Here is a 19,468-nt window from a genome sequence, read left to right on the forward strand (position 1 = left end):
TGTTCGAAAGATCGTTTGTTGGTTGAGGGAGATTTTTTGGGCGACCAGTCGCGCGCCGGTTCGGCAACGCACAGCGTCCCCGGTACCGGTAAAGTGAGAATTCATGTCCATCTTATAGGCTCCTTATGCTGGGGGGTGGCGGGAAGGGTTCACCGGACTCTATCGCCGATCTGCGGGAAGGTTGCAAGGAACAATCTGTCCCTGTACTCCGTCAGTTCCGATATCGGATGCATACGAAACAAAAAAGGCTGACGATGGCGGCCCAGGGCCAACCGTTCGGTGAAATGCCGGCCCTCACCATCGAACTCCCGCAGGATGACGGCGGGCAGATCGTCGGGCCGGGTCACAGGGCGCAACCAGCCCCATAACCGGGCCAGAAACAGGGGGATGCTCATGGGAATGATCCTCTATCCATGCGTTGACGCAAAACATCCGTTATCGGATGATTTGCGTCAAGCCAGCAGTCTCTGCATGGAACGCGAACCGTCTATGCCAGGGCGGGGCCGCCCGACCGGTTCCCTGTTGTCGGATGGTTTGCCATTGGCCCCTTGCTTGCCCTAGACTGTCACAAAACAACCCAAGCAAGCGGATCCATACCACCATGCCGCGTGGCGATCTTTTCTTCCCGCTGGAACCCTTTCAGACCGGCCGCCTGAAGGTGGACGATCTCCACACGCTGTACTGGGAGCAATCCGGCAACCCGGAAGGGGTGCCGGTGCTGTTCCTGCATGGCGGGCCGGGTGCGGGGGCATCGCCCACCCATCGCCGTTTCTTTGATCCCACCCATTACCGCATCATCATTCTGGACCAGCGCGGCGCCGGCCGCTCCACCCCGCTGGGGGAATTGCAGGATAATGATATCCCGCATCTGGTGGCCGACCTGGAACAGCTGCGGGAGATGCTGGGCATCCAGCGCTGGCTGGTCTTTGGCGGCTCCTGGGGTTCCACGCTTTCCATTGCCTATGCCCAGGCCCATCCCGACCGGGTGATCGGGCTGATCCTGCGCGGCATCTTCCTGATGCGCCAGACGGAGATCGACTGGTTCCTTTATGGGATGCGCCAGTTCTTCCCCGAAGCCTGGCATAATTTCGTCAGCTATATCCCGGCGGCAGAAAGGGACGACCTGCTGGGCGCCTATTGGAAGCGGCTGACCCACGACAACCCGTCAGTGCGGATGCAGGCCGCCCGCGTCTGGAGCATGTATGAGGGGGCCTGTTCCACCCTGCTGCCCAGCCCGGAACTGATTTCTGCCTCGGGCGAGGATAGCCACGCGCTGGGGCTGGCCCGGATCGAGGCGCATTATTTCCGCAACAACATGCTGACCCCGGAAGACAAGCTGCTGCGCGATGTCGATCGCATCCGCCATATTCCGGCGGTGATCATCCAGGGCCGCTATGATGTGGTCTGCCCGATCAATACGGCTGATGCGCTGCACCGCGCCTGGCCGGAGGCAGATTACATCATCGTGCCAGATGCTGGGCACAGCGCCATGGAACCGGGCATTCGCACGGCTTTAGTGCAGGCGACGGAACGGTTTAAAACCTTGCGTTGAAGGGGTGGCATTTTCTGCTCGACTTGCAGATAAGCGTCACTTGACCATCGCCTGATGGGCGTTAATGCTGAAGATAATGTCCATCGGCGCAGGAACGCCATGTCGGCCGATCAACAGCTCTCATCCTTCATCCGCCACCGCTCCATCTGGCGCGGGGCGGATGATCGATCCCTGGTCCTGATCGATCAGCGGGCCCTGCCCCAAAGGCTGGCGCTGCGCGCGGCTGCCTCGGTGGCGGATATTCTGGCGGCCATCCGGGAAGGCAGCGTGCAGGGGCCCGCCCGCCGCGCCGTGGCCGCCGCCTATGGGCTGGCCTTGGCGGCACGGCGCGACCCCGACATGGCGGCCGTGATGGCGGCTTTCTATACGCTGGCGGTACTGGATCACCGCTGCCCCCTGCTGCGCGGGGCGCTGGACCGGGTGCGCGACGCGCTGGATATCAGCCCGCCGTCGGAACGGGCCGACAATGCCATGGCAGAGGCCGACGCCATCGCGCAGGAGGATCAGGAGAACCATCTTTCCATCGGCCGCCACGCCCTGCCGCTGCTGCGGAGCGCGGACGAGGAAGGGGTTTCTACCCCCCTGATGCTGGCCGCCCAGTCGGGCTGGCTGTCGGCCATGGGCTGGGGTGCTGCCACGGCCGCCTTGTTCCTGGCGCAGGAACAATATGATCTTTGGCAGATCAGCGGCGGCCGGATCTGGCAGGGCATAACGCCCCCCCTGCCCCCACCCCTGCCCCCACCCCTGGCCCTGACCACCAGCCCGCTGACCGCCTGGGAACTGGCAGAGGCGGGTATTGCCCATCGGCAACTGGATCAGGCCACCGCCTTGGCCCGGCTGGCGGCGGGGCCGGTCAGTGCTGTGTGGCTGGCAGTGGAGCGGGCCACGCCCGCCGGCGATCTGGCGGTACGGCCGGATCAGGCGGCACTGGCGCAGGCCGCCAGCGCTGCCGGTGTGCCGGTCATCGCCTGCCTGACCGCCGGTGCCATCCATTGGCGGGCGGCCCGGCCCAGCGCCATTGCCGCCCCCGATCTGGCTTTATTGACCGCCGATATTGTCAGCCGGCTGGTGACGGAACGGGGCATCTGCCGGCCGGATGCCGCCGCCCTGGCCGACCTGTTCCCCGAACAGCTCTCCCCCTTCGACGGGGCCGCCAACGAGGCTTGAGAGGCCTTCGGAATTACAACGCCCTGACAATAAAATAACCGTCATTCCCGCGCAGGCGGGAATAACGGTGGCGAATGACAGGTTATTGAATGAAATCAGGGTTTTCCAGCCGGGTATGGAGGGTTGGGGAAGCTCTCCTCAACCCCATCACAGCGCCAGGGCCGCTTCCTTGGCGGCGATCTGGGCGGCATATTCGGCCGCCAGGATCTTGTGCTGCTCCAACTGGGCGGAACGCTGGGAGGCGCTCGCCCTCTGGCTCTCGCTCTTCAACTGACCGCAGGCGGCCAGGATATCGTCGCCACGCGGGCGGCGGATCGGGCTGGCATAGCCGGCCTCGTTCAGATAATCGCTGAACTTCTCAATCTGGTCCCAATCGCTGCGTTCAAACGGCGAGCCGGGCCAGGGGTTGAAGGGGATCAGGTTGATCTTGGAGGGAATGCCGCGGATCAGGCGCACCAGCTCGCGCGCGTCCGCCATGCTGTCATTCACGCCCTTCAGCATCACATATTCCCAGGTGCAGCGCCGGGCATTGTTCAGGCCCGGATATGTCCGCACCGCTTCCATCAATTCCTTGATCGGGTATTTGCGGTTGATGGGCACGATACGGTCGCGCAGCTCATCATTCACCGCGTGCAGGGAAACGGCGAGGTTGACGCCCAATTCCGCGCCCGCCCGCTTCATCATCGGCACCACACCCGACGTAGACAGGGTGATGCGCCGCTTGGAGATGGAGATACCTTCCCCATCCATGATGATCTTCAAGGCCTTGGCGACATTGTCGTAATTATAGAGCGGCTCCCCCATGCCCATCATGACGATGTTGGAGAGCATCCGGCCATCCGGCGGGCTCGGCCATTCGCCCAGATCGTCGCGGGCCAGCATCACCTGACCGACAATTTCATCCGCCGTCAGGTTGCGCACCAGGCGCTGGGTGCCCGTATGGCAGAAACGGCAGGTCAGCGTGCAGCCGACCTGGGAGGAGACGCACAGCGTGCCGCGATCTTCCTCCGGGATGTGGACGGCCTCCACCTCCTGCCCGTCATGAAAGCGGCAGAGCCACTTGCGCGTACCATCTTCCGACAGCAGGGCCTTCATCGGGATGGGCCGGTCGACGACGAAATGCGCCGCCAGCTTTTCCCGCGCCGGCTTGGCCAGCGTCGACATCTGCGCGAAATCGGTGGTGCCGCGATGGTAGATCCAGTGCCAGACCTGCCGCGCGCGGAACTTTTCGAAACCGGCGGCAACCAGCGTTGCCTCCAGCTCTTCGCGGGAAAGCCCAACAAGATTGGTCAGCCCGTCCGCGCGGGGGGCGGCGGCGAACTTGTCGCTGTGATTTTCGATACCCATGATGTGCCGATAGATGGGGCAGAAAGCGCCTTCTGTCAAAGGCGCAGCCGGTCAGGGTGCCTTGCAGGCGCTGCGGGGCGGGCACCACCCCGCCCCGCAGCCCCGTCAATCATCGCCCGGCAGGTAATGGCCCAGCGACAGGAAATTTTCCCGGGTCGGCTTGTCCACCGCCAGCCCGCGCGCCAGTACCGCCTCGGCCACCCGGGCGGCGATGGCATCGAAACCTTCCAGCTGGCTTTCCAGCGCCAATCGCCGGCCACCCCCGGCCAGCACCAGACGCATCCAGCCACCGGACCGGTCACGTTTGGTTGCGTAATATTTCAGGCTGACCTTGTCCAGCACCGCCCAGTCAATGCGCCGCTGCCACAGGCCGGTAACCTGCAGGCCCGCCGCATCCACCCGGATGGTTTCCACCTGCCGGGCCAGGGTGCGCAGGGCGAAGACCAGGAACAGGAAGGCCACCGCACCCAGCGGCACCGCAATGACCGGGTGCGGGGTGACCACCAGGAACGGCCCGCCAGACAGGACCAACCCCGCCGCCGCGCGCAGACCATCGGCCTTTTGCGTGTCGGCGGGGTAGCGGGCAATGATGCTGCCCTCCACCATCACTGGCTGATGCCGTGGCTGCGCAGGATGAAGGCCTGGGACAAGGCCACCTCCTTCAGCTTGTCGAAGCGACCCTTGGAACCGCCATGGCCGGCGGTCATCTCCGTCTTCAGCAGCACCACATTATCATCCGTCTTCATCACCCGCAGCCGGGCCGCCCATTTGGCCGGTTCCCAATAGGTGACGCGGTAATCATTCAGCCCCGCCGTGATCAGCAGCGGCGGATAGGGCCGTTTGGCCACATTGTCATAGGGGCTGTAGGTCTTCATGACCTTATAGACAGCCTCGTCATTGGGATTGCCCCATTCCGGGTAATCGCTGGCGGTCAGTGGCAGCGTATCGTCGAACAGGGTGTTCAGCACATCGACGAACGGTACATGCGCCACCGCCCCGGCGAACATGCCATCGGACGCCATGTTCAGCACCGCCCCCATCAAGGTACCGCCAGCCGAACCGCCCTCAATGGAGATATGGCCGGGGCTGCTATAGCCCTGGTTCACCAGGAACTGCGCCACATCGATGAAATCATGGAAGGTGTTGGGCTTGTTCAGCACCCGGCCGGCATCGTGCCAGGGGCGGCCCATTTCCTCGCCCCCGCGAATATGGGCGATGGCATAGGCGAAGCCACGATCCAGCAGGCCGATGCGGGCGCTGGAGAAGCTGGGGTCAATGGCGATGGAATAGGAACCATAGCCATAGAGATGCAGCGGCGCCTTGCCGTCCTTCTTGAAATCCTTGCGGTAGACGATGGAGACGGGGATCAGCGTGCCATCCCGCGCCGGCGCCATCAGGCTTTCCGACGTATAGAGCGTGGGATCATAGCCGCTGGGGATTTCCTGCACCTTGCGGGTGGTCAGGCTGCGGGCGGTCAGGTCGTAATCATAGGTGGTGGGTGGCGTGACCAGCGAATTATAGCGCAGGCGAATCGTGCCGGTGTCATAAACCTCGTTATTCGCCGCCGCCACGGCGAAGGCGGCATCGGGGAAGGCGATCGTATGGGTGTCGCCCTTGGCATCGCGCACCCAGACCTGCTGGTTGCCATCCTGGCGGCCGAACACCACCAGCCAATCCTTCAGCGCCAGCAGGCCGGTCAGATATTGCCGGTCAGAGGCGGGCATCACCTCCTGCCAGTTCTTTTCCGACCAGTCGGTCAGCGGCGCCTTCACCAGCCGGAAATTCAGGTGCTTGTCATTTGTCAGAATCCACAGCGTATCGCCTTGGTCGGCCACGCTATACAGGTGGTTGTCCCGGCGGGGGATCACGACCTTGGGCTTGGCATCGGGCTGATCGGCTGGGATCAGCATGGTTTCGCTGGCCACCAGCGTGCCGCTGCCGATTTCAATGAAACGGCCGGACTGGCTGGCGGAAATACCCACCCACCAGGACGGGTCTTTTTCCTCATAAACCTCAACATCCGTGTCATTGGCGGCACCCAGCGTGTGGCGCAGCACCTTTTTCGGCCGCTGATTCTCATCGCGCAGCACATAGAACAGGGTCTTGTTGTCCGCCGCCCAGACGATGGAACCGGACGTGCCGGGGATGGGCTGGCCGATCAGTTCCCCCGTCGTCAGATCCTTGACCACCAGGGCGAAATCCTCCGACCCGCTATCATCATAGCTATAGGCGAGGTAGCGCCCGTCGGGGCTGGGTTCAAACCCACCCAGGTCGAAGAAGCCCTTGCCCGCCGCCAGTTGATTGACATCCAGGATGACCGTCTCGCTGCCTTCCGCCGCCTCCTGCGGGCGGCGGACAAAGACCGGATGGTCCTGGCCAGCAGAATAGCGACCCTGATAGATGTAATCGCCCTGGCGATAAGGCACACCCGTGTCGTCTTCCTTGACCCGACCCTTTAATTCGGCGAACAGCTTGGCACGCAAGCCATCCTCCTCCTTGCCCATCACCTGCTCGGTATAGTTGTTTTCTGCCTTCAGGTAATCCAGCACCGCCGGGTCGTCGACCTTGGGATAGGAGCGGTCACGCAGCCAGTCATACGGGTCGATATAGGTGTCACCATGGCGGACATGTTCCACCGGAACCTGTTTGGCAACGGGGGGGGCGGGGAAATTACCTTGCTTCAGCGGCGACAGCGCGGTGGCCGGGGGATTGTGATCGGCGGACATCTCAGCCTGCTTGTTCGGGGTCAGGATATAGGCCGTGGCGACACCCGCCACCAGCACGGCAAACAGGGCGAGAACCGCCGGTTTGCCTTTATTGCCACGCGTCGAACCTGACATGCTGATCCCCTTGGGTGGATGAAGGGGGACAGGATATGCGCGTCACCGGCATCCCGCCAGTGCCTTGCCAAAGCAAGAAAATTTCCTTCCCTTTCGCTTCCCGCCCCATGCTGCATGGCGATAATAAGAACAAGCATTTCAGGAAAATTCGGCTATACTCCCTCCGGATTACAGATTGCATACAATCGTCGCGGCAACAGCGCTTCTGGAACGGCGGGGGAACAACCTGCTGGATGCAAGGGCTGGAATGGACGCGCAGGCACCAACCGGTTGGGGGATTATCGGTGGACGGGGTTGAGGATGATTTCCTGTTCGCGGAAGATGGGTCGCTGCGCGCGCCAACCCCTGCCGCCGCTTCCCCGGTTTCAGCCGTGCTGGCCCCCTGGCGGGTGCTGATCGTCGATGATGACGAAGAGGTGCATAGCGTCACCCGCTATGCCCTGCGCAAGGTCAATTTCCGCAACCGACCGCTGGAACTGATTTCTGCCTTTTCTGCCGCCCAGGCGCTGACCATCCTGAAAGCGCAACCAGACATGGCGCTGGTGCTGCTGGATGTGGTGATGGAAACCGACGATGCCGGGTTGCGGTTGGTACGGGCCATCCGCGATGATCTGGGCAATCACACCGTCCGGTTGATCCTGCGCACCGGCCAGCCCGGCCAGGCGCCGGAAGAGCGGGTGATCGTCGATTACGATGTCAATGATTACAAGGCCAAGACGGAGCTGACGGCGCAGAAGCTGTTCACGACCGTTATCGCGGCCCTGCGTGCCTTTGACGATATCGTTGCCATCGAAACCAACCGGCATAGCCTACGCCGGATGATCGCCCTTGATGACCGGCTGCGTCCAGACATGGGGCTGGAAGCCTATGCCCATACGGTACTGGAACAAACCGGTCTTATCCTGGGGGCTGGGATTGATGGGTTGATCTGCGCGGTGGAGCCCGATGGCGGTGATCAAGCTGATAGGCCGCGTTACCGTCCCGTGGCGGCCAGCGGTGCCTGGGCCGGAGAGGTGCGACCCCTGTCGGGCGCGCTGCTGCATCAGGCGCTTGCCGCCTTGGAGGCCTCCCGCCAGACGGGGGCGGAGGGGCAGCGTGCCTGGCTTTATCTGCCCAGCCCCGATGGCAGCCTGTTCCTGACCTTGCTGGATTCCAGCCGTCCGCTGGGTCCGCTGGATTGTGACCTGCTGAGCGTGCTGGCGGCCAAGGTGGCGGCGGGTCTGGCCAATATCGTGCTGTATGAAAAACTGCGCCAGGTGAATGCCGATCTGCGCAGCATGACCCAGACGCTGGAAAGCCGTGTGGCTGAACGCACGCATGAGCTGATGGAGGCGAATGCCAAGCTGGAACGGCTGGCCAGCATCGACAGCCTGACGGGCATCATGAACCGCCGCTGCTTCATGGAACATGCCTTGCAGGAATGTGAGCGGGCCGGGCGTTATCACCGCCAGCTTTCCCTGCTGCTGATCGATCTGGACCGGTTCAAGCTGGTGAATGACAATCACGGCCATGCCGCCGGCGATACGGTAATCCGCCAGGCGGTGGAACGGGCCGCCAGTGTGCTGCGCAGCAATGATTGCATTGCCCGCTATGGCGGGGAAGAACTGGTGGTTCTGCTGCCTGAAACCGAGCTGGATATGGCCGAACGCGTGGCCGAACGCGTGCGCCAGGCCATTGGCGCCACGCCCATCCCGCATGAAAATGTCTCCATCCCGCTGACCGCCAGCATCGGCGTGGCCGAATGGTGCGGGGAGGTGGAAAGCCTGGACCAGTTGCTGGACCGGGCCGATCAGGCGCTTTATGCCGCCAAGCAGGGCGGCCGTGATCGGGTGGAACTGGCACGGATGACGCTGGCGCGATAGCCGGGGCGGCATCAGGGAACGCGAAATCTCCCCGGATCGGTCACGATCAAGGGAGATTGGTATCATTCCCCGCGTAGCATCTGGCGGATGGCCTGGGCCAGCAGCTGATAGGGATCATCGCCGCGCGCCTTGGCGGCCTCCTGCAGCTTTTCGCGCAGCCGGCTGTCGGTGGCCTGCCGGCGCAACCGTTCCAGCTCCGCTGCTTTCAACCGGTCGTCAAAAGCCCCGCCACCAATTTCGGTGGCGGGACTGGACGAGCGGGGCGGGCTGGGTGGCGGCTTTTTAGTCATGGCCGGGAAGGCTCATTCCCCGACATGGATGCTGCCGCTGCCACTGCTGTTGAACTGGGTATTGCCTTCCTTGCGGGCGATATGCACAGAACCGGAGCCGCTGGCATTGATGCGCGGGTTGACGGCGGTACCGTCGAACCGCACTTCGCCCGCACCGCTGAGATTGACATCCAGCGGTTCCGCCCGGCCTTCGGTAATCCCCAGCTTGCCGGCACCGGAGAAATCCACCTTCACCGGGCCATTGACCCGGTTGATATTCACGTCGGCATAGCCGGGAATGCTGATCTTGGTGGCATCATTCACCCGGTCCACCGACACTTCGCCATGGCCATTAACCTCCAGTGCCAGTGTTTCCGCCCGGCCGATGGCAAGGGAGCCGGACCCCTGGATGGCGGCCTTCAGCGGCCCATCCACCCGGTCAATGGAAACTGACCCGGTTTCCAGCAGGGTGATGTCGGCGGGACCGACGCGGTCGGCGGAAACATCCCCCCGCCGCATCCGCAGCTTCACCGGTGCGTTGGTCCGGCCATCGATGCTGATATCACCCACATGGTCCATCACGCTGATGGCAGCGGATTCTGGCAGGGTGAGATGGATGCTGCCCGGCGTGCCATTGCCCTGGCTGATGGTCAGCAGCCCATCCTTCAGGGTCGTGCGCACACCCTGGGCGCCATCTTCTACGTCCAGGCTGATCTTGTCGTTGCGGTTGGAGATGGCGATCGTCACATCACCGGTCAGATTGATCAGGGAAATCCCCTGGGGCGCATCAAAACTGGCCTTGGATACCCCGTCCTGGCTGCTGCCGACGGTGGCGGCGGCGATCTTGGCATCGATGCGGGCTTCGGCGGCCCGCAGCCCCTTGTCCACGGCATCCGGGATATTGCCGCTGGCGCTGCGCATACTTTCACGCGCGGCGGCCAAGCCCTGGCGGGCGGCGTGCAAGGCTTCCAGCTGGGTGGCGTTGCGGTCAATTTCCCGCTGTGCCCGTTCCATGGCCCGCTCAACGGCGCGCTGATCGAAATGCGGCATGGGTGCGGCGGGGGCCGCTGGCGCTGTGGGGGGAACCGGTGGCACCGGCGCTTCCGGGCCATCATCATTGATGGTGATCTTGAAGCTTTTGTGGTCTCCCCCATCCTCATTACGGCTGTCGCCGGCGGCCAGGCCCCAGCCGATAATGCCAAGGGCGACAAGCACGGCGGCAATGCCGCCGGCAGGAATGCCGGGGGTCAGGCGCGGGCGGGCAATGGTGGAGGGGGAGCCATCCATGGGACGTATCCTGCGTGTCATTGGTTCGCTGTCTTCCCTTCGACTATGCGGCCCGCCGCCGCCCCTGTCCGCCGCGTTTGCACCGGCGTTACAATTTTCTGCACCCCGTTTACAAGCGCGGCGGCCTGTTACAGACGGGTCAATTCTTCATATGCCAGCCGATAGCATAAAGCCGCCCGGCCAGGGCGTAGAGTAACGCCGTCACGCCCGTGACCACCAGTGCCGAGAGGGCGGGATCCTGATGGCTGGCCCCCATCATGGCGTAGCGGAACCCATCCATGGCATAGAAGATCGGGTTGGACTGCACCAGATGGGCGAAGAAGGGCGGCATCCCCGCCACCGGGGCGAACACGCCCGACAGAAAGGAAAGCGGCGTGAACAGGAAGGTAAAGTAAGCCGCCATATGGTCCCATTTGGTGGAAGCCAGCCCCGTCAACAGCCCGCAGGCCGCCATCAGCAGCCCGGCCAAGGCGGCAAACAGCACGGCCAGCCCCGGATGGGCCACCGGCTGCGGCCAGATCAGCAGCGATCCGAACCAGACGAACAGCCCGCTGACCAACCCCGCCGACATGCCGGTGATGGCATAGGCGGGCACCACCTCCCGCGCGCCGATCGGGGCCATCAGCTGGTCCAGCACATGGCCTTCGATCTTGCCATAAAGCAGGGAGAAGCCGGTATTTTCCGCCGCGCGCATCAGGATGGACAGCATCACCAGACCGGGCACCAGAAAGGACAGCACGGCATCGCCTTCCGGCGTACCGCGCTGCGGCCCCAGCCCGAACAGGAAACAGACGAAATAGATCACCGCCATCAGGGCCGGGGCGACGATGATCATCGCTGCCATCTTCCACACCCGCCGCATCTCCTTGCCCAGCAGGGTCAGGAAGGCGCGGGTATGGAAGGCCGGCACCATGCGGTTGATGGCGGCGTTGAAGGCACCAGCCGGCCGGCTGGCAATGCTGTCCAGCGACATCGGGCTCGTCTCCGTCAGGTTTCCGGATGGGGTCAGGCGATCAGGCTTTCAGCTTGTAACCACGGGCAATCATCCGCCAGGCGATGAAGCCCAGGGCCAGATTGATGCCCAGCATCACCAGAATGCCGGTTCCCAGCGTGCCGTCGGTCTGGCCGATGAAGCCATAGCGGAACCCATCGATGAAATAGAAGAACGGGTTCAGATGGGCGATGAAATGGAAGGTCGGCGGCAGGCTGTCCACCGAATAGAAGGTACCGGACAGGAATGACAGCGGCGTGACGATGAAATTCGTCACCGCCGCCATATGGTCGAACTTTTCCGCCCAGATGCCGCCGATCAGCCCCAGCAGCGCCAGCAGGCTGGCCGCCGCCACGCCGTGGAACAGGATATAGAACGGGTGTGCCACGCTGACCGGCACGAACAGCGCGATGGTCAGCGCCGTGACAAAGCCCACCAGCGCGCCCCGCACCACCCCGCCGATAATATAGGCCAAGGTCAGTTCCAGGGCAGAGATGGGCGGCATCAGCACATCGACGATATTGCCCTGTACCTTGGCCACCAGCACGGAGGAGGAGGAATTGGCAAAGGCATTCTGGGCAATGGCCATCATGATCAGGCCGGGTGCCAGGAATTCCAGGAAGGGCACATCGCCCACCTTGCGCACCACCCCGCCCAGCGCCAGGGCGAACACGGCATAGAATAACAGCGTCGTCACCACCGGGGCGGCGATGGTCTGCACCCAGACCTTCAGGAAGCGACGGATTTCCTTGTGGATCAGCGTGGACAGGCCGATCCAGTTGACGGCGCCCATCTGGCGGGGCATGGGAAAGCTCGGCTGCGTCATGGCGCGGAAGGGCCTTTTGGGCGTGGGGAACCAGGGCGGCCTGCGGGCCGCCTTTTTGGATTGGCGGTCACACTACCCCCATGCCGGGGGCGGGGCAATTACGGCCGTCACACCGGTGGACAAAACCGCGCGGGAAAGTTTGGCGATGATGGAAGAAGGCAGGACCGCCCCGGCAGCACCGGGGCGCAAGGTGAAGCGGGTGACGCCGGAATATCTGGACCGGGCAGCGCTGCATTATCTGGAACGGTTCGCCAGTTCCAGCGCCAACCTGCGCCGGCTGCTGTTGCGCCGGGTAATGGCGTCGGCCCAGGCGCATGGCACCGATCCGGCGCAGGGGGCCGAATGGATCGAGGCGCTGATCGCCCGCTATCTGCGCAGCGGCCTGTTGAATGACGGGCTTTACGCGGAAATGAAGGCGCGGGGGCTGCAGCGCCGTGGCGGCTCCACCCGCGCCATCCGCCAGAAACTGCGTGCCAAGGGGCTGGAGGATGCCGAGGTGGATGCCGCCATGGGTGAGCTGGAGGGGGCAGAGACGGGCGAGGCCGATCTGGCCGCGGCCATCGCCTATGCCCGCCGCCGCCGGCTGGGCGGCTTCCGCCCCGATCGCGGGCTGGATGCCGATGCCACCCGCGCGCGGCGTGACAAGGATATCGCCGCCTTGGCACGGGCAGGATTTGACCTGGAGACCGCCCGCCTTGTGATCAACGCCGACGACCCGGAAGGGTTGCTGGAGGCGTAGGGCGGTGCTTTCCCCTACCCCTCCGCTTCCCGCGGTGCGTTGCTGATCAGCGGGGTATTGTTGGCCAGATGCAGCGTGCGTTGCGGGAAGGGAATGCTGATTCCCAGCTCGTCAAAGCGTTTTTTCATGCGGCGGTTGAACTCGCGCCCAATGCCCCATTGCTGGATGGGCCGGGTTTTCAGCCGGGCCTTGATCATCACGGCGCTGTCCTGGAAGGCATCCACACCGGCAATGTCGATCGTGTCCAGCATGGCCGCCGCATAGGCCGGCTCGCTGCGCATCTGATCGGCGATCTCCCGCAGCACGGCGATAACGCGATCCGTATCTTCCTTATAATCGACGGTTACCAGCAGCACATAGAAGCTGAAATCCTTGGTCATGTTGGTGGCCGTGGTGACGGAACTGAACGGGATGGTATGGACCGACCCGTCATAATCACGCAGGCGGATGGTGCGGATGGTGATGGCCTCCACCACGCCGCCCTTGCCGCCGACATTCACCACGTCGCCCACCGACAACGTATCCTCGATCAGCATGAACAGGCCGGTGATGACATCCTTCACCAGGGTCTGGGCACCGAAGCCGATGGCCAGACCCACCACACCGGCGCCGGCCAGCAGCGGGGCGATGTTCACCCCCAGTTCCGACAGCACGATCAGCCCCACCATGGTGATCATCAGGATCATCAGGGCGTTGCGGGCCAGCGGCAGCAAGGTGCGCATCCGGGCCGACCGCTGGATGGCCGTGCCGCTGTCATCGGTGGCATTCAGATAACGGTGGATGGCGCCGCTGACCATTTCCCAGGCGATCAGTGCCAGGGTCAGCACCAGGAAGATGGTGACGGCAGAGGCGGTGATACGCTGGCCGAAATTGGTGTCGAACCAGCCCAGCGCATTGGCCCCCCAGGCCTGCAAAAGCAGCACCAGGGTGAAGAACCAGAGCAGCCCCTTCAGCAAGCGATGCAGCACGGGCAGATAGCGGTTGGCGCGGTTTTCCAGGCCGGGGAACTGGGCCTGCAGCTCCGGCGAAATGGCGAAGCCACGCCGCATGGTCCGGTCCAGCCCCTCCGCCAGCAGGCGGGAGCCAACCAGGATGGCCCCGGTCACCAGCGTGGCGCGCAGCACAAATTCAAAGCCGCCGGCAATTTCCAGCACCCAGATGAAATAGATGGCCGACAGGTACAGCATGGCCAGGATATGCCAGACATCGGCCAGCCGGCGGCGCACCGCCTTCACGGCCCGGCCGCGCTGGGCCGCGTGGCTGACGATGGTTGCCTCCGCGGGCTGACCGGCGGGGGCGCCCAGTTCGGCGTCGCTGCCCCCACTTTCCCCGGCCACCACGGCCTGCAGCGCGGCATCAGCCGGATCGATCTCCGGATGGTCCGGATCGGGGCGCAGATGGTCGCCCCGCATCCAGGCGGCCACCGACTGGCGGTTCTGCAGGATCAGGATGATCAGCATCACTGTCACCAGCAGCCCCACCAGCTTCAGCCCGGCGGCATAGGGCTTGGCCGGCAGACCCAGCACCAGGGCAGCCTGGGCGATGAAATAGCCGTAGACGCCGACGATGACGATGCGCCGCACCCAGATCAGCAGATAATGCGCCGTCTCGTCACTGACCGGCACCAGCCGCAGATTGATCGTGTTGGGGGATAGCAGGAACCGGGTGATGACCAGGGTGCCCTGCACGATCAGGCTGGCATTGAGGATGGTCAGCGAGGCCAGCCGCACGGCACGCGGCGCATCGCTGGCCGACAAAACGCCGAACCCGGCCAGGGCGAAGGCGGCCATGGGCAGCAGGTCGATCAGCAGCCGCATGGTCAGCAGCGGCAGCTTGGTCCACCAATGATGGCCATTGCGGGCCCCCAGGGCATGGCGCGGGCGGCGCAGCAGCCAGATGGCAATCCAGCGGGCGGCATAGCCGGCACCGATGATGGCCGCCAGATGCAGGGCCAGCCGCAACCAATTATCCCGCTTTACCGGGTTGGCCACCTGCTGGTTCAGCCAGCGCAGCGCATGGGGGGCGTCGATCACCGCCCGCCCGGCCTCGGCGATCTGCTGGCTCACCTCCTCCACCCGGTCGGACAGGGTGGACAGGAAGCGGCTGCCCAGGCTGCTGGCCGGGGCTTCCGTCCCCTGGCGCTGCTGTTCTACTGCCTGCAGGGCCTTCAACTGGGCCAGCAGACCATCGCGTTTGGCCGGGTCTTCCAGCGTCTGGATCAGGGTATCGACCTGTTTGGCATCCACCGCCGGGTCGGCGGCAGGGGCCGGATTTTGTGCTGGAGCAGGGCCGGCAACGGTGAACAGGCAGAACAGGCTGAATAGAAGCAGGCAGGCAAGGCGGGACATGGGAATGGCGTCTCCGTCGGGCGGCAAGGGGAAAGCCGGCTGGCGGCAATCATTTGGCCGCCAGCTTAGACAGGCTGTCCCGCGCTGCCAACCTGCCGTGCGATGTAGGCGTGGCCATTCGGCCTATATCGATGGCGACGCATGGGGCGTTTGCCTGCGACCCCCCTCGCCCTTCCCACCTTCCATCGCTATCTTGTACCAAAGGTGGCGGGCCAGCGACTGCTGCCCACGGGCGGGTGCCCGCGCAAGCCCGAGCTGCCGGGGGCAGCGCCCGGCGTTAGAGGGCGCTGGTAAAGACCAAGCAATCCAACCGCGTGCGAAGACGGACCTTAAGACATGGCACAGGAAGAGGGACCGGCCGGCGTACCGAACGCCAAGCTGGTGCAGAGCAAGCAGCAATGGGCTGCCGAAGGCCGCCTGATGACTGGCACCGCTGCCCCGCGCAGCGACCGGCTGCCGCCGGGCCAGCGGCTGGTGAAAAACTGGCCGGTGCTGGATCTGGGCATCCAGCCGGAGGTGCCGCTGGAGCAATGGGAACTGACCATCGATGGGCTGGTGGAAAATCCGCTGACCTGGGGCTGGACCGATTTTCGCACCCAGCCGCCCTTCACCGATGTGTCGGACATTCACTGCGTTACCGCCTGGTCACGCTATGACAATCAGTGGGAAGGCGTGTCGGCCCGGCACATCCTGGCCACCGTGCGACCGCTGGCTGCGGTCCGGCATGTGATCTTCCATTCCTATGACGGCTATACCACCAACGTCGCCCTCTCGGTGTTCGACGATGCCGATGTGTTGCTGGCCCATAGCTGGGAAGGTAAGCCGCTGAGCGTGGAACATGGCGGGCCGGTGCGCGCCATCGTGCCGAAATTCTATTTCTGGAAATCCGCGAAATGGATCAAGCGGATTGAATTTGTCGCCGACGACCGCCCCGGTTTCTGGGAGGAACGCGGCTATCATAATGAAGGCGATCCCTGGACCGAACAGCGCTACGGCTGATCACCCCCCTCGCCCCGGCCGGTGCTTCCGGTCGGGGCGGGGGAGAGGCGAATAATTCCAATCGCCCTCAGGCGCCGGGCGGGCACTTCCGTGCGCTTGGCTTGCGCGGGCACGCGCCCGCGAGCCGGCAGTCGCCGGCCTCCAATCCGCCCAGGGTAAAACCCTGGGCGGATTGGTATAATCAGTGCGCCCAGTCACGCATCCCATAGCGGGTCAACAAGTGCGCCAGCTGGCCATTCTTGCGCATCTCTGCCAGCTTGGCGTCGATCAGGTCGACATAGGCTTTGGCATTGGGATCTTTCGGCGAAAAGCCGATGGACACATCGCTGGGTTCTCCCAGCGGTACATAGCTGAAAAGGTTACGGTAACCTTTTGATTCCAGCAGATAATCGATGACGTTGCTGTCTTCGACCATGGCGTCGATCTTGCCTTCGATCAGCATGTTCACCAGATCCTCGGTGACATTGTCGCCCGACACCCGCACCATGTTGGGCAGGGTCTTGTTGGCATCGATGAAGGCATTCACCGCGTCGCTGTAGAAATAATCCGTGATGGAACCAAAGCGCACGCTTTTCAACGGGTCCAGATTCTTGTCGCTGAGCCCCGCCAGTTCCTTGCCACGGCGGATAACCAGCGTCGGCCGCGACAGGCCCAGGGGGGATTTCGGATAGATCAGTTCCGGCGCCTCGGTCTTGACCGCGCCCAAAGCACCGGTAACCTCGCCGGCCTTGACCGCCGCCAGTACATTGGTCCAGGGCATCATGGCGTAAGTGACCTTGTGGCCGGCCGGTTCCAGGGCTGCCTTGGCAATTTCCACCAGATAGCCGGGCCGGGCACCCGGTTCGCAATTGTAGGGGCACCAGGCATCAGCCCGCAGCGCCACATCAGCGGCGGCGGCACCAGCGGTCCCCAGGACCAGTGCTGCCAGCAATGGCAGAGCGCCGCGCTGAGTCAGCTGACGTAAAATGGTAACAAAACGTGAAATAGACATCAGGAATACCTCCATCTAGGATAGACTTCGGCTGCGGTTAGTTCAAGAATGACGGGCTGTCAATCCCACATTCCTACACCTTTTGTCTAGAATTACGGGAGTGGTAAATTTGATCACCTTCGTAAGGGTAGTGTAAATTCGTGCCCGGCTGGGCGGTTTCAAATCAGGCGTTCATCTCCTTTGATACCAAGAGCCATGGATCATGGCTCTTGGTATTGACCTGTCCCCTCGATCGCCGGTGCCAGCATCCGCTGGCTTGGCTACGCCGCACCAACGGCCATGAATTTATGACCGTTGGTATAAGTTCCTGTTCAGCGAGCGGATTCACGCTCCAGAGCGATTCCGCTTTTCCGCGATCCGCTCTAGAACCCAACCTTCACCCGCGCTGTGAAGGCATGGTCGGTGGCCCTTCCCCCCTCCACGCGCCCGTCATAGCCAATCGACACCATCACATTATCCGCCGCCATGCCGGCGGCCTGCAGGCCCACGGCCAGCCGGTCGCGCTTGCCGGCCCCGGCCTCACCCGCCACCAGCTCCCGGTTGGCGAAGCGGCCGGTGATCAGGCGCCCGTCATTGGCGAATTCATGTTCATAGGCGGCACGCAGTTGCGGCACGATGGCATGGCCAGCCGCGCTCACCTGCACCCCCAGGCTGCTGACCAGGCTTTCGGCATTCCAGTCATCCCAGGTCAGGGCCAGCGGGCCGCCGCCATTTTCGGCATAGCCTTCGATCCGGGTCTTGGCATAGCGCAGCCCCAGGAAGGGGCCGGCGGTGAAGCCGCCCAGATTGGGGGCATAGCCGACGGTGCCACCACCGCCGAAAGTGGTGCCCTTGGTATCCCCGCCCGCCACCGGATAGGGGCTGAACTTGGTCACCCGATCCAGGTCATAGCGGTCAAAGCTGAAGGACATATAGCCATCCAGCCACAGCGCATCGGCAGCGGCCGTGACATAGGTGGTGATGTTGTAGGCCTTGCCATTGATGCGGGCCAGATCCTCATCCGTGGTCAGGTCGGCTTTGCCATAGGAGAAGGCGAGGCCGGCTACCACATGATCATCGACCTGATAATCGGCGCCGATGCCGACATTGAACCCGTCATAATCATAGCCATAACGCCCGGTGGAGCCTTTACGTTCGCCATCCAGATAGGCACCGAACGTATAAATCCCATAACGGCCGTCGGTGCCGGCCTGGGCGCTGGTCATATTGACAGAGCCCTGGCCGGTGCGGACGCCTGCCATGCGGGAGCCGACGCCCTGATTGGCCAGATCGAACAGGCGCTGCGCCAGCTCGGTGGCGACATTATTGGCGGCCGGCGCCTCATAATTGGCGGACAGGGTGCCTTCAACGAACTGCGCCACCACGGCATGGGCCGCCTGGGTCGGGTGCAGGGCGTCGAAGAAGACGGTTCCGGCAGTCCCCGCACTGGTGGCGCAGGCGCCCGTGGCCACCAGCGCCCCATTTGCCCCGACCGGCGCATAGCAGGGAATGGTGGTATTGGCAAAACCATAGGCGGCCGGCCGGGCCAGCATGTCGCGGAACAGGCTGTTGACATCGACAATGGCAGCGTTGGCGCCCTGGGCCCGCAGAGTGGCGGCCACGCTGGAAATGGCGGCGGCGTGCAGGTCGGAAACAGTATTGGCTGAGGCCTTGTCGGCGGCCGACAGGCCGCTGGTCAGCGGGATGCTGCCCAGCGGGGGCAGGTTCATCAGCACGAAGTTTTTCGCTCCCGCTGCCTGCAGGCGCCCCGCCTGGGTGGCGACCGCCGTGGCCGTGGCCGTGACGGCCGCCTGGGCGGCGGCGGTGGGGTTGGCTTGCGGTTGGGTAAGCACGGCGATGTAATCATTGCCGCCGATCCAGATGCCGACCAGCCGGTCCGCCGGGATGGTGCTGTTGGTCGCCAGATATGCCGAGACCTGCGCCGTCAGGTCGATGGGGGTGTTGCGGGTGGCGCGTGCGCCGCCATAGGCGCGGCTGTTCAGCGTGGTGCCGGTATTGACGGCATAGGTTTCCGCCCAGACGGGGCCATTGCTGAAGCGGCCATTGACATAGGGCGCGCCCGGGCGCGACGCCGGGCTGAGATTTTTCAGATTGTCAGTGTCGCTGAGGCTGTCGCCGAAGACCAGCAGCGAGGAATAATCCAGCGACTGTGCCAGTGCGGGGGCCGCCATGGAGCACGACAAAAGGGCGGCAAGAGCCGTGCCGCCCAGCAGACGGGTATTCATCAATATATCCTCCCAGCGCCGGGCA

General features: G+C 63.8%; 16 protein-coding genes. 5 read left to right on the forward strand and 11 right to left on the reverse strand.

The genetic code is table 11. The features are described 5' to 3' along the window. Nucleotides 1-149: 149 nt before the first annotated feature. Nucleotides 150-395 (reverse strand): hypothetical protein, encoded by a 246-nt coding sequence (locus GE253_RS17060; RefSeq protein WP_153205346.1) that lies wholly within the window; start codon nt 393-395, stop codon nt 150-152. Nucleotides 396-601: 206 nt separating this feature from the next. On the opposite strand from GE253_RS17060, the gene pip reads away from it, so the two are divergent. After that, the gene (gene pip, locus GE253_RS17065) at nt 602-1,552 is read left to right on the forward strand and encodes a prolyl aminopeptidase (RefSeq protein ID WP_153205347.1); all 951 of its coding nucleotides are present in this window, start codon (nt 602-604) and stop codon (nt 1,550-1,552) included. 99 nt (nt 1,553-1,651) lie between these two features. Next, nucleotides 1,652-2,719, forward strand: coding sequence for a hypothetical protein (locus GE253_RS17070; RefSeq protein WP_153205348.1), 1,068 nt, complete (start codon nt 1,652-1,654; stop codon nt 2,717-2,719). A 147-nt stretch (nt 2,720-2,866) separates the two neighbouring features. On the opposite strand, the gene rlmN is transcribed toward GE253_RS17070, so the two are convergent. The 3 genes from rlmN to GE253_RS17085 all read right to left on the reverse strand — a co-directional run bounded on the left by rlmN (nt 2,867) and on the right by GE253_RS17085 (nt 6,906). Continuing rightward, the gene (rlmN, locus tag GE253_RS17075; protein ID WP_089288740.1) at nt 2,867-4,066 is read right to left on the reverse strand and encodes a 23S rRNA (adenine(2503)-C(2))-methyltransferase RlmN; all 1,200 of its coding nucleotides are present in this window, start codon (nt 4,064-4,066) and stop codon (nt 2,867-2,869) included. Between the two features lie 105 nt (nt 4,067-4,171). Beyond that, nucleotides 4,172-4,672: a hypothetical protein gene (locus tag GE253_RS17080; protein ID WP_153205349.1), complete on the reverse strand. Its 501-nt coding sequence runs from the start codon at nt 4,670-4,672 to the stop codon at nt 4,172-4,174. Beyond that, entirely contained in the window at nt 4,672-6,906 is a 2,235-nt protein-coding gene (locus tag GE253_RS17085) for a S9 family peptidase (protein WP_247878710.1), read from the reverse strand. The genes GE253_RS17080 and GE253_RS17085 overlap by 1 nt, the downstream gene beginning before the upstream one ends. 284 nt (nt 6,907-7,190) lie before the next feature. Between GE253_RS17085 and GE253_RS17090 the strand changes: the two genes are divergently transcribed. Continuing rightward, nucleotides 7,191-8,768, forward strand: a complete 1,578-nt coding sequence (locus GE253_RS17090) for a diguanylate cyclase (protein WP_348770886.1) — start codon at nt 7,191-7,193, stop codon at nt 8,766-8,768. A 62-nt stretch (nt 8,769-8,830) separates the two neighbouring features. Here the strand turns inward: GE253_RS17090 and GE253_RS17095 are convergent, their stop codons facing one another. The 4 genes from GE253_RS17095 to GE253_RS17110 form a co-directional block, all read right to left on the reverse strand. Further along, on the reverse strand, nt 8,831-9,058 hold the full coding sequence (locus GE253_RS17095; protein ID WP_153205351.1) for a hypothetical protein: 228 nt from the start codon (nt 9,056-9,058) through the stop codon (nt 8,831-8,833). A 12-nt stretch (nt 9,059-9,070) separates the two neighbouring features. Continuing rightward, complete coding sequence (locus GE253_RS17100) at nt 9,071-10,324, reverse strand: DUF2807 domain-containing protein (RefSeq protein ID WP_153205352.1); 1,254 nt, start codon at nt 10,322-10,324, stop codon at nt 9,071-9,073. Between the two features lie 139 nt (nt 10,325-10,463). Continuing rightward, nucleotides 10,464-11,297 carry an ABC transporter permease gene (locus tag GE253_RS17105; RefSeq protein ID WP_153205353.1) on the reverse strand — a complete coding sequence of 278 codons (834 nt, stop codon included), beginning with the start codon at nt 11,295-11,297 and terminating at the stop codon, nt 10,464-10,466. Between the two features lie 40 nt (nt 11,298-11,337). Next, a complete protein-coding gene (locus tag GE253_RS17110) occupies nt 11,338-12,141 on the reverse strand; it encodes an ABC transporter permease (RefSeq protein WP_153205354.1) in 804 nt (267 codons plus the stop codon). Nucleotides 12,142-12,286: 145 nt separating this feature from the next. Here GE253_RS17110 and GE253_RS17115 point away from each other — a divergent pair, with 145 nt between their 5' ends. After that, nucleotides 12,287-12,880 carry a RecX family transcriptional regulator gene (locus GE253_RS17115; protein ID WP_247878711.1) on the forward strand — a complete coding sequence of 198 codons (594 nt, stop codon included), beginning with the start codon at nt 12,287-12,289 and terminating at the stop codon, nt 12,878-12,880. Nucleotides 12,881-12,894: 14 nt separating this feature from the next. On the opposite strand, the gene GE253_RS17120 is transcribed toward GE253_RS17115, so the two are convergent. Then, nucleotides 12,895-15,228, reverse strand: a complete 2,334-nt coding sequence (locus tag GE253_RS17120; RefSeq protein ID WP_153205355.1) for a mechanosensitive ion channel domain-containing protein — start codon at nt 15,226-15,228, stop codon at nt 12,895-12,897. 336 nt (nt 15,229-15,564) lie between these two features. Between GE253_RS17120 and GE253_RS17125 the strand changes: the two genes are divergently transcribed. Beyond that, on the forward strand, nt 15,565-16,227 hold the full coding sequence (locus tag GE253_RS17125; protein WP_153205356.1) for a sulfite oxidase-like oxidoreductase: 663 nt from the start codon (nt 15,565-15,567) through the stop codon (nt 16,225-16,227). Between the two features lie 181 nt (nt 16,228-16,408). On the opposite strand, the gene GE253_RS17130 is transcribed toward GE253_RS17125, so the two are convergent. Further along, nucleotides 16,409-17,218 (reverse strand): transporter substrate-binding domain-containing protein, encoded by an 810-nt coding sequence (locus tag GE253_RS17130; protein ID WP_173012688.1) that lies wholly within the window; start codon nt 17,216-17,218, stop codon nt 16,409-16,411. Nucleotides 17,219-17,580: 362 nt separating this feature from the next. After that, on the reverse strand, nt 17,581-19,443 hold the full coding sequence (locus GE253_RS17135; protein ID WP_153205358.1) for an autotransporter domain-containing protein: 1,863 nt from the start codon (nt 19,441-19,443) through the stop codon (nt 17,581-17,583). Nucleotides 19,444-19,468 lie beyond the last annotated feature (25 nt).

The sequence above is a fragment of the Niveispirillum sp. SYP-B3756 genome, from assembly GCF_009495745.1.
In the GTDB taxonomy this organism is placed as follows: Bacteria; Pseudomonadota; Alphaproteobacteria; order Azospirillales; family Azospirillaceae; genus Niveispirillum.

Bases quoted from the DNA above. Each gene is read 5' to 3' on its own strand.
- GE253_RS17060 (WP_153205346.1), bottom strand. From the start codon at position 395: ATGAGCATCCCCCTGTTTCTGGCCCGGTTATGGGGCTGGTTGCGCCCT.
- GE253_RS17135 (WP_153205358.1), bottom strand. From the start codon at position 19,443: ATGAATACCCGTCTGCTGGGCGGCACGGCTCTTGCCGCCCTTTTGTCG.
- GE253_RS17115 (WP_247878711.1), top strand. From the start codon at position 12,287: ATGATGGAAGAAGGCAGGACCGCCCCGGCAGCACCGGGGCGCAAGGTG.
- GE253_RS17100 (WP_153205352.1), bottom strand. From the start codon at position 10,324: ATGGATGGCTCCCCCTCCACCATTGCCCGCCCGCGCCTGACCCCCGGC.
- rlmN (WP_089288740.1), bottom strand. From the start codon at position 4,066: ATGGGTATCGAAAATCACAGCGACAAGTTCGCCGCCGCCCCCCGCGCG.
- GE253_RS17105 (WP_153205353.1), bottom strand. From the start codon at position 11,297: ATGTCGCTGGACAGCATTGCCAGCCGGCCGGCTGGTGCCTTCAACGCC.
- GE253_RS17070 (WP_153205348.1), top strand. From the start codon at position 1,652: ATGTCGGCCGATCAACAGCTCTCATCCTTCATCCGCCACCGCTCCATC.
- GE253_RS17130 (WP_173012688.1), bottom strand. From the start codon at position 17,218: ATGTCTATTTCACGTTTTGTTACCATTTTACGTCAGCTGACTCAGCGC.
- GE253_RS17110 (WP_153205354.1), bottom strand. From the start codon at position 12,141: ATGACGCAGCCGAGCTTTCCCATGCCCCGCCAGATGGGCGCCGTCAAC.
- pip (WP_153205347.1), top strand. From the start codon at position 602: ATGCCGCGTGGCGATCTTTTCTTCCCGCTGGAACCCTTTCAGACCGGC.
- GE253_RS17085 (WP_247878710.1), bottom strand. From the start codon at position 6,906: ATGTCAGGTTCGACGCGTGGCAATAAAGGCAAACCGGCGGTTCTCGCC.
- GE253_RS17125 (WP_153205356.1), top strand. From the start codon at position 15,565: ATGGCACAGGAAGAGGGACCGGCCGGCGTACCGAACGCCAAGCTGGTG.
- GE253_RS17095 (WP_153205351.1), bottom strand. From the start codon at position 9,058: ATGACTAAAAAGCCGCCACCCAGCCCGCCCCGCTCGTCCAGTCCCGCC.
- GE253_RS17120 (WP_153205355.1), bottom strand. From the start codon at position 15,228: ATGTCCCGCCTTGCCTGCCTGCTTCTATTCAGCCTGTTCTGCCTGTTC.
- GE253_RS17080 (WP_153205349.1), bottom strand. From the start codon at position 4,672: ATGGTGGAGGGCAGCATCATTGCCCGCTACCCCGCCGACACGCAAAAG.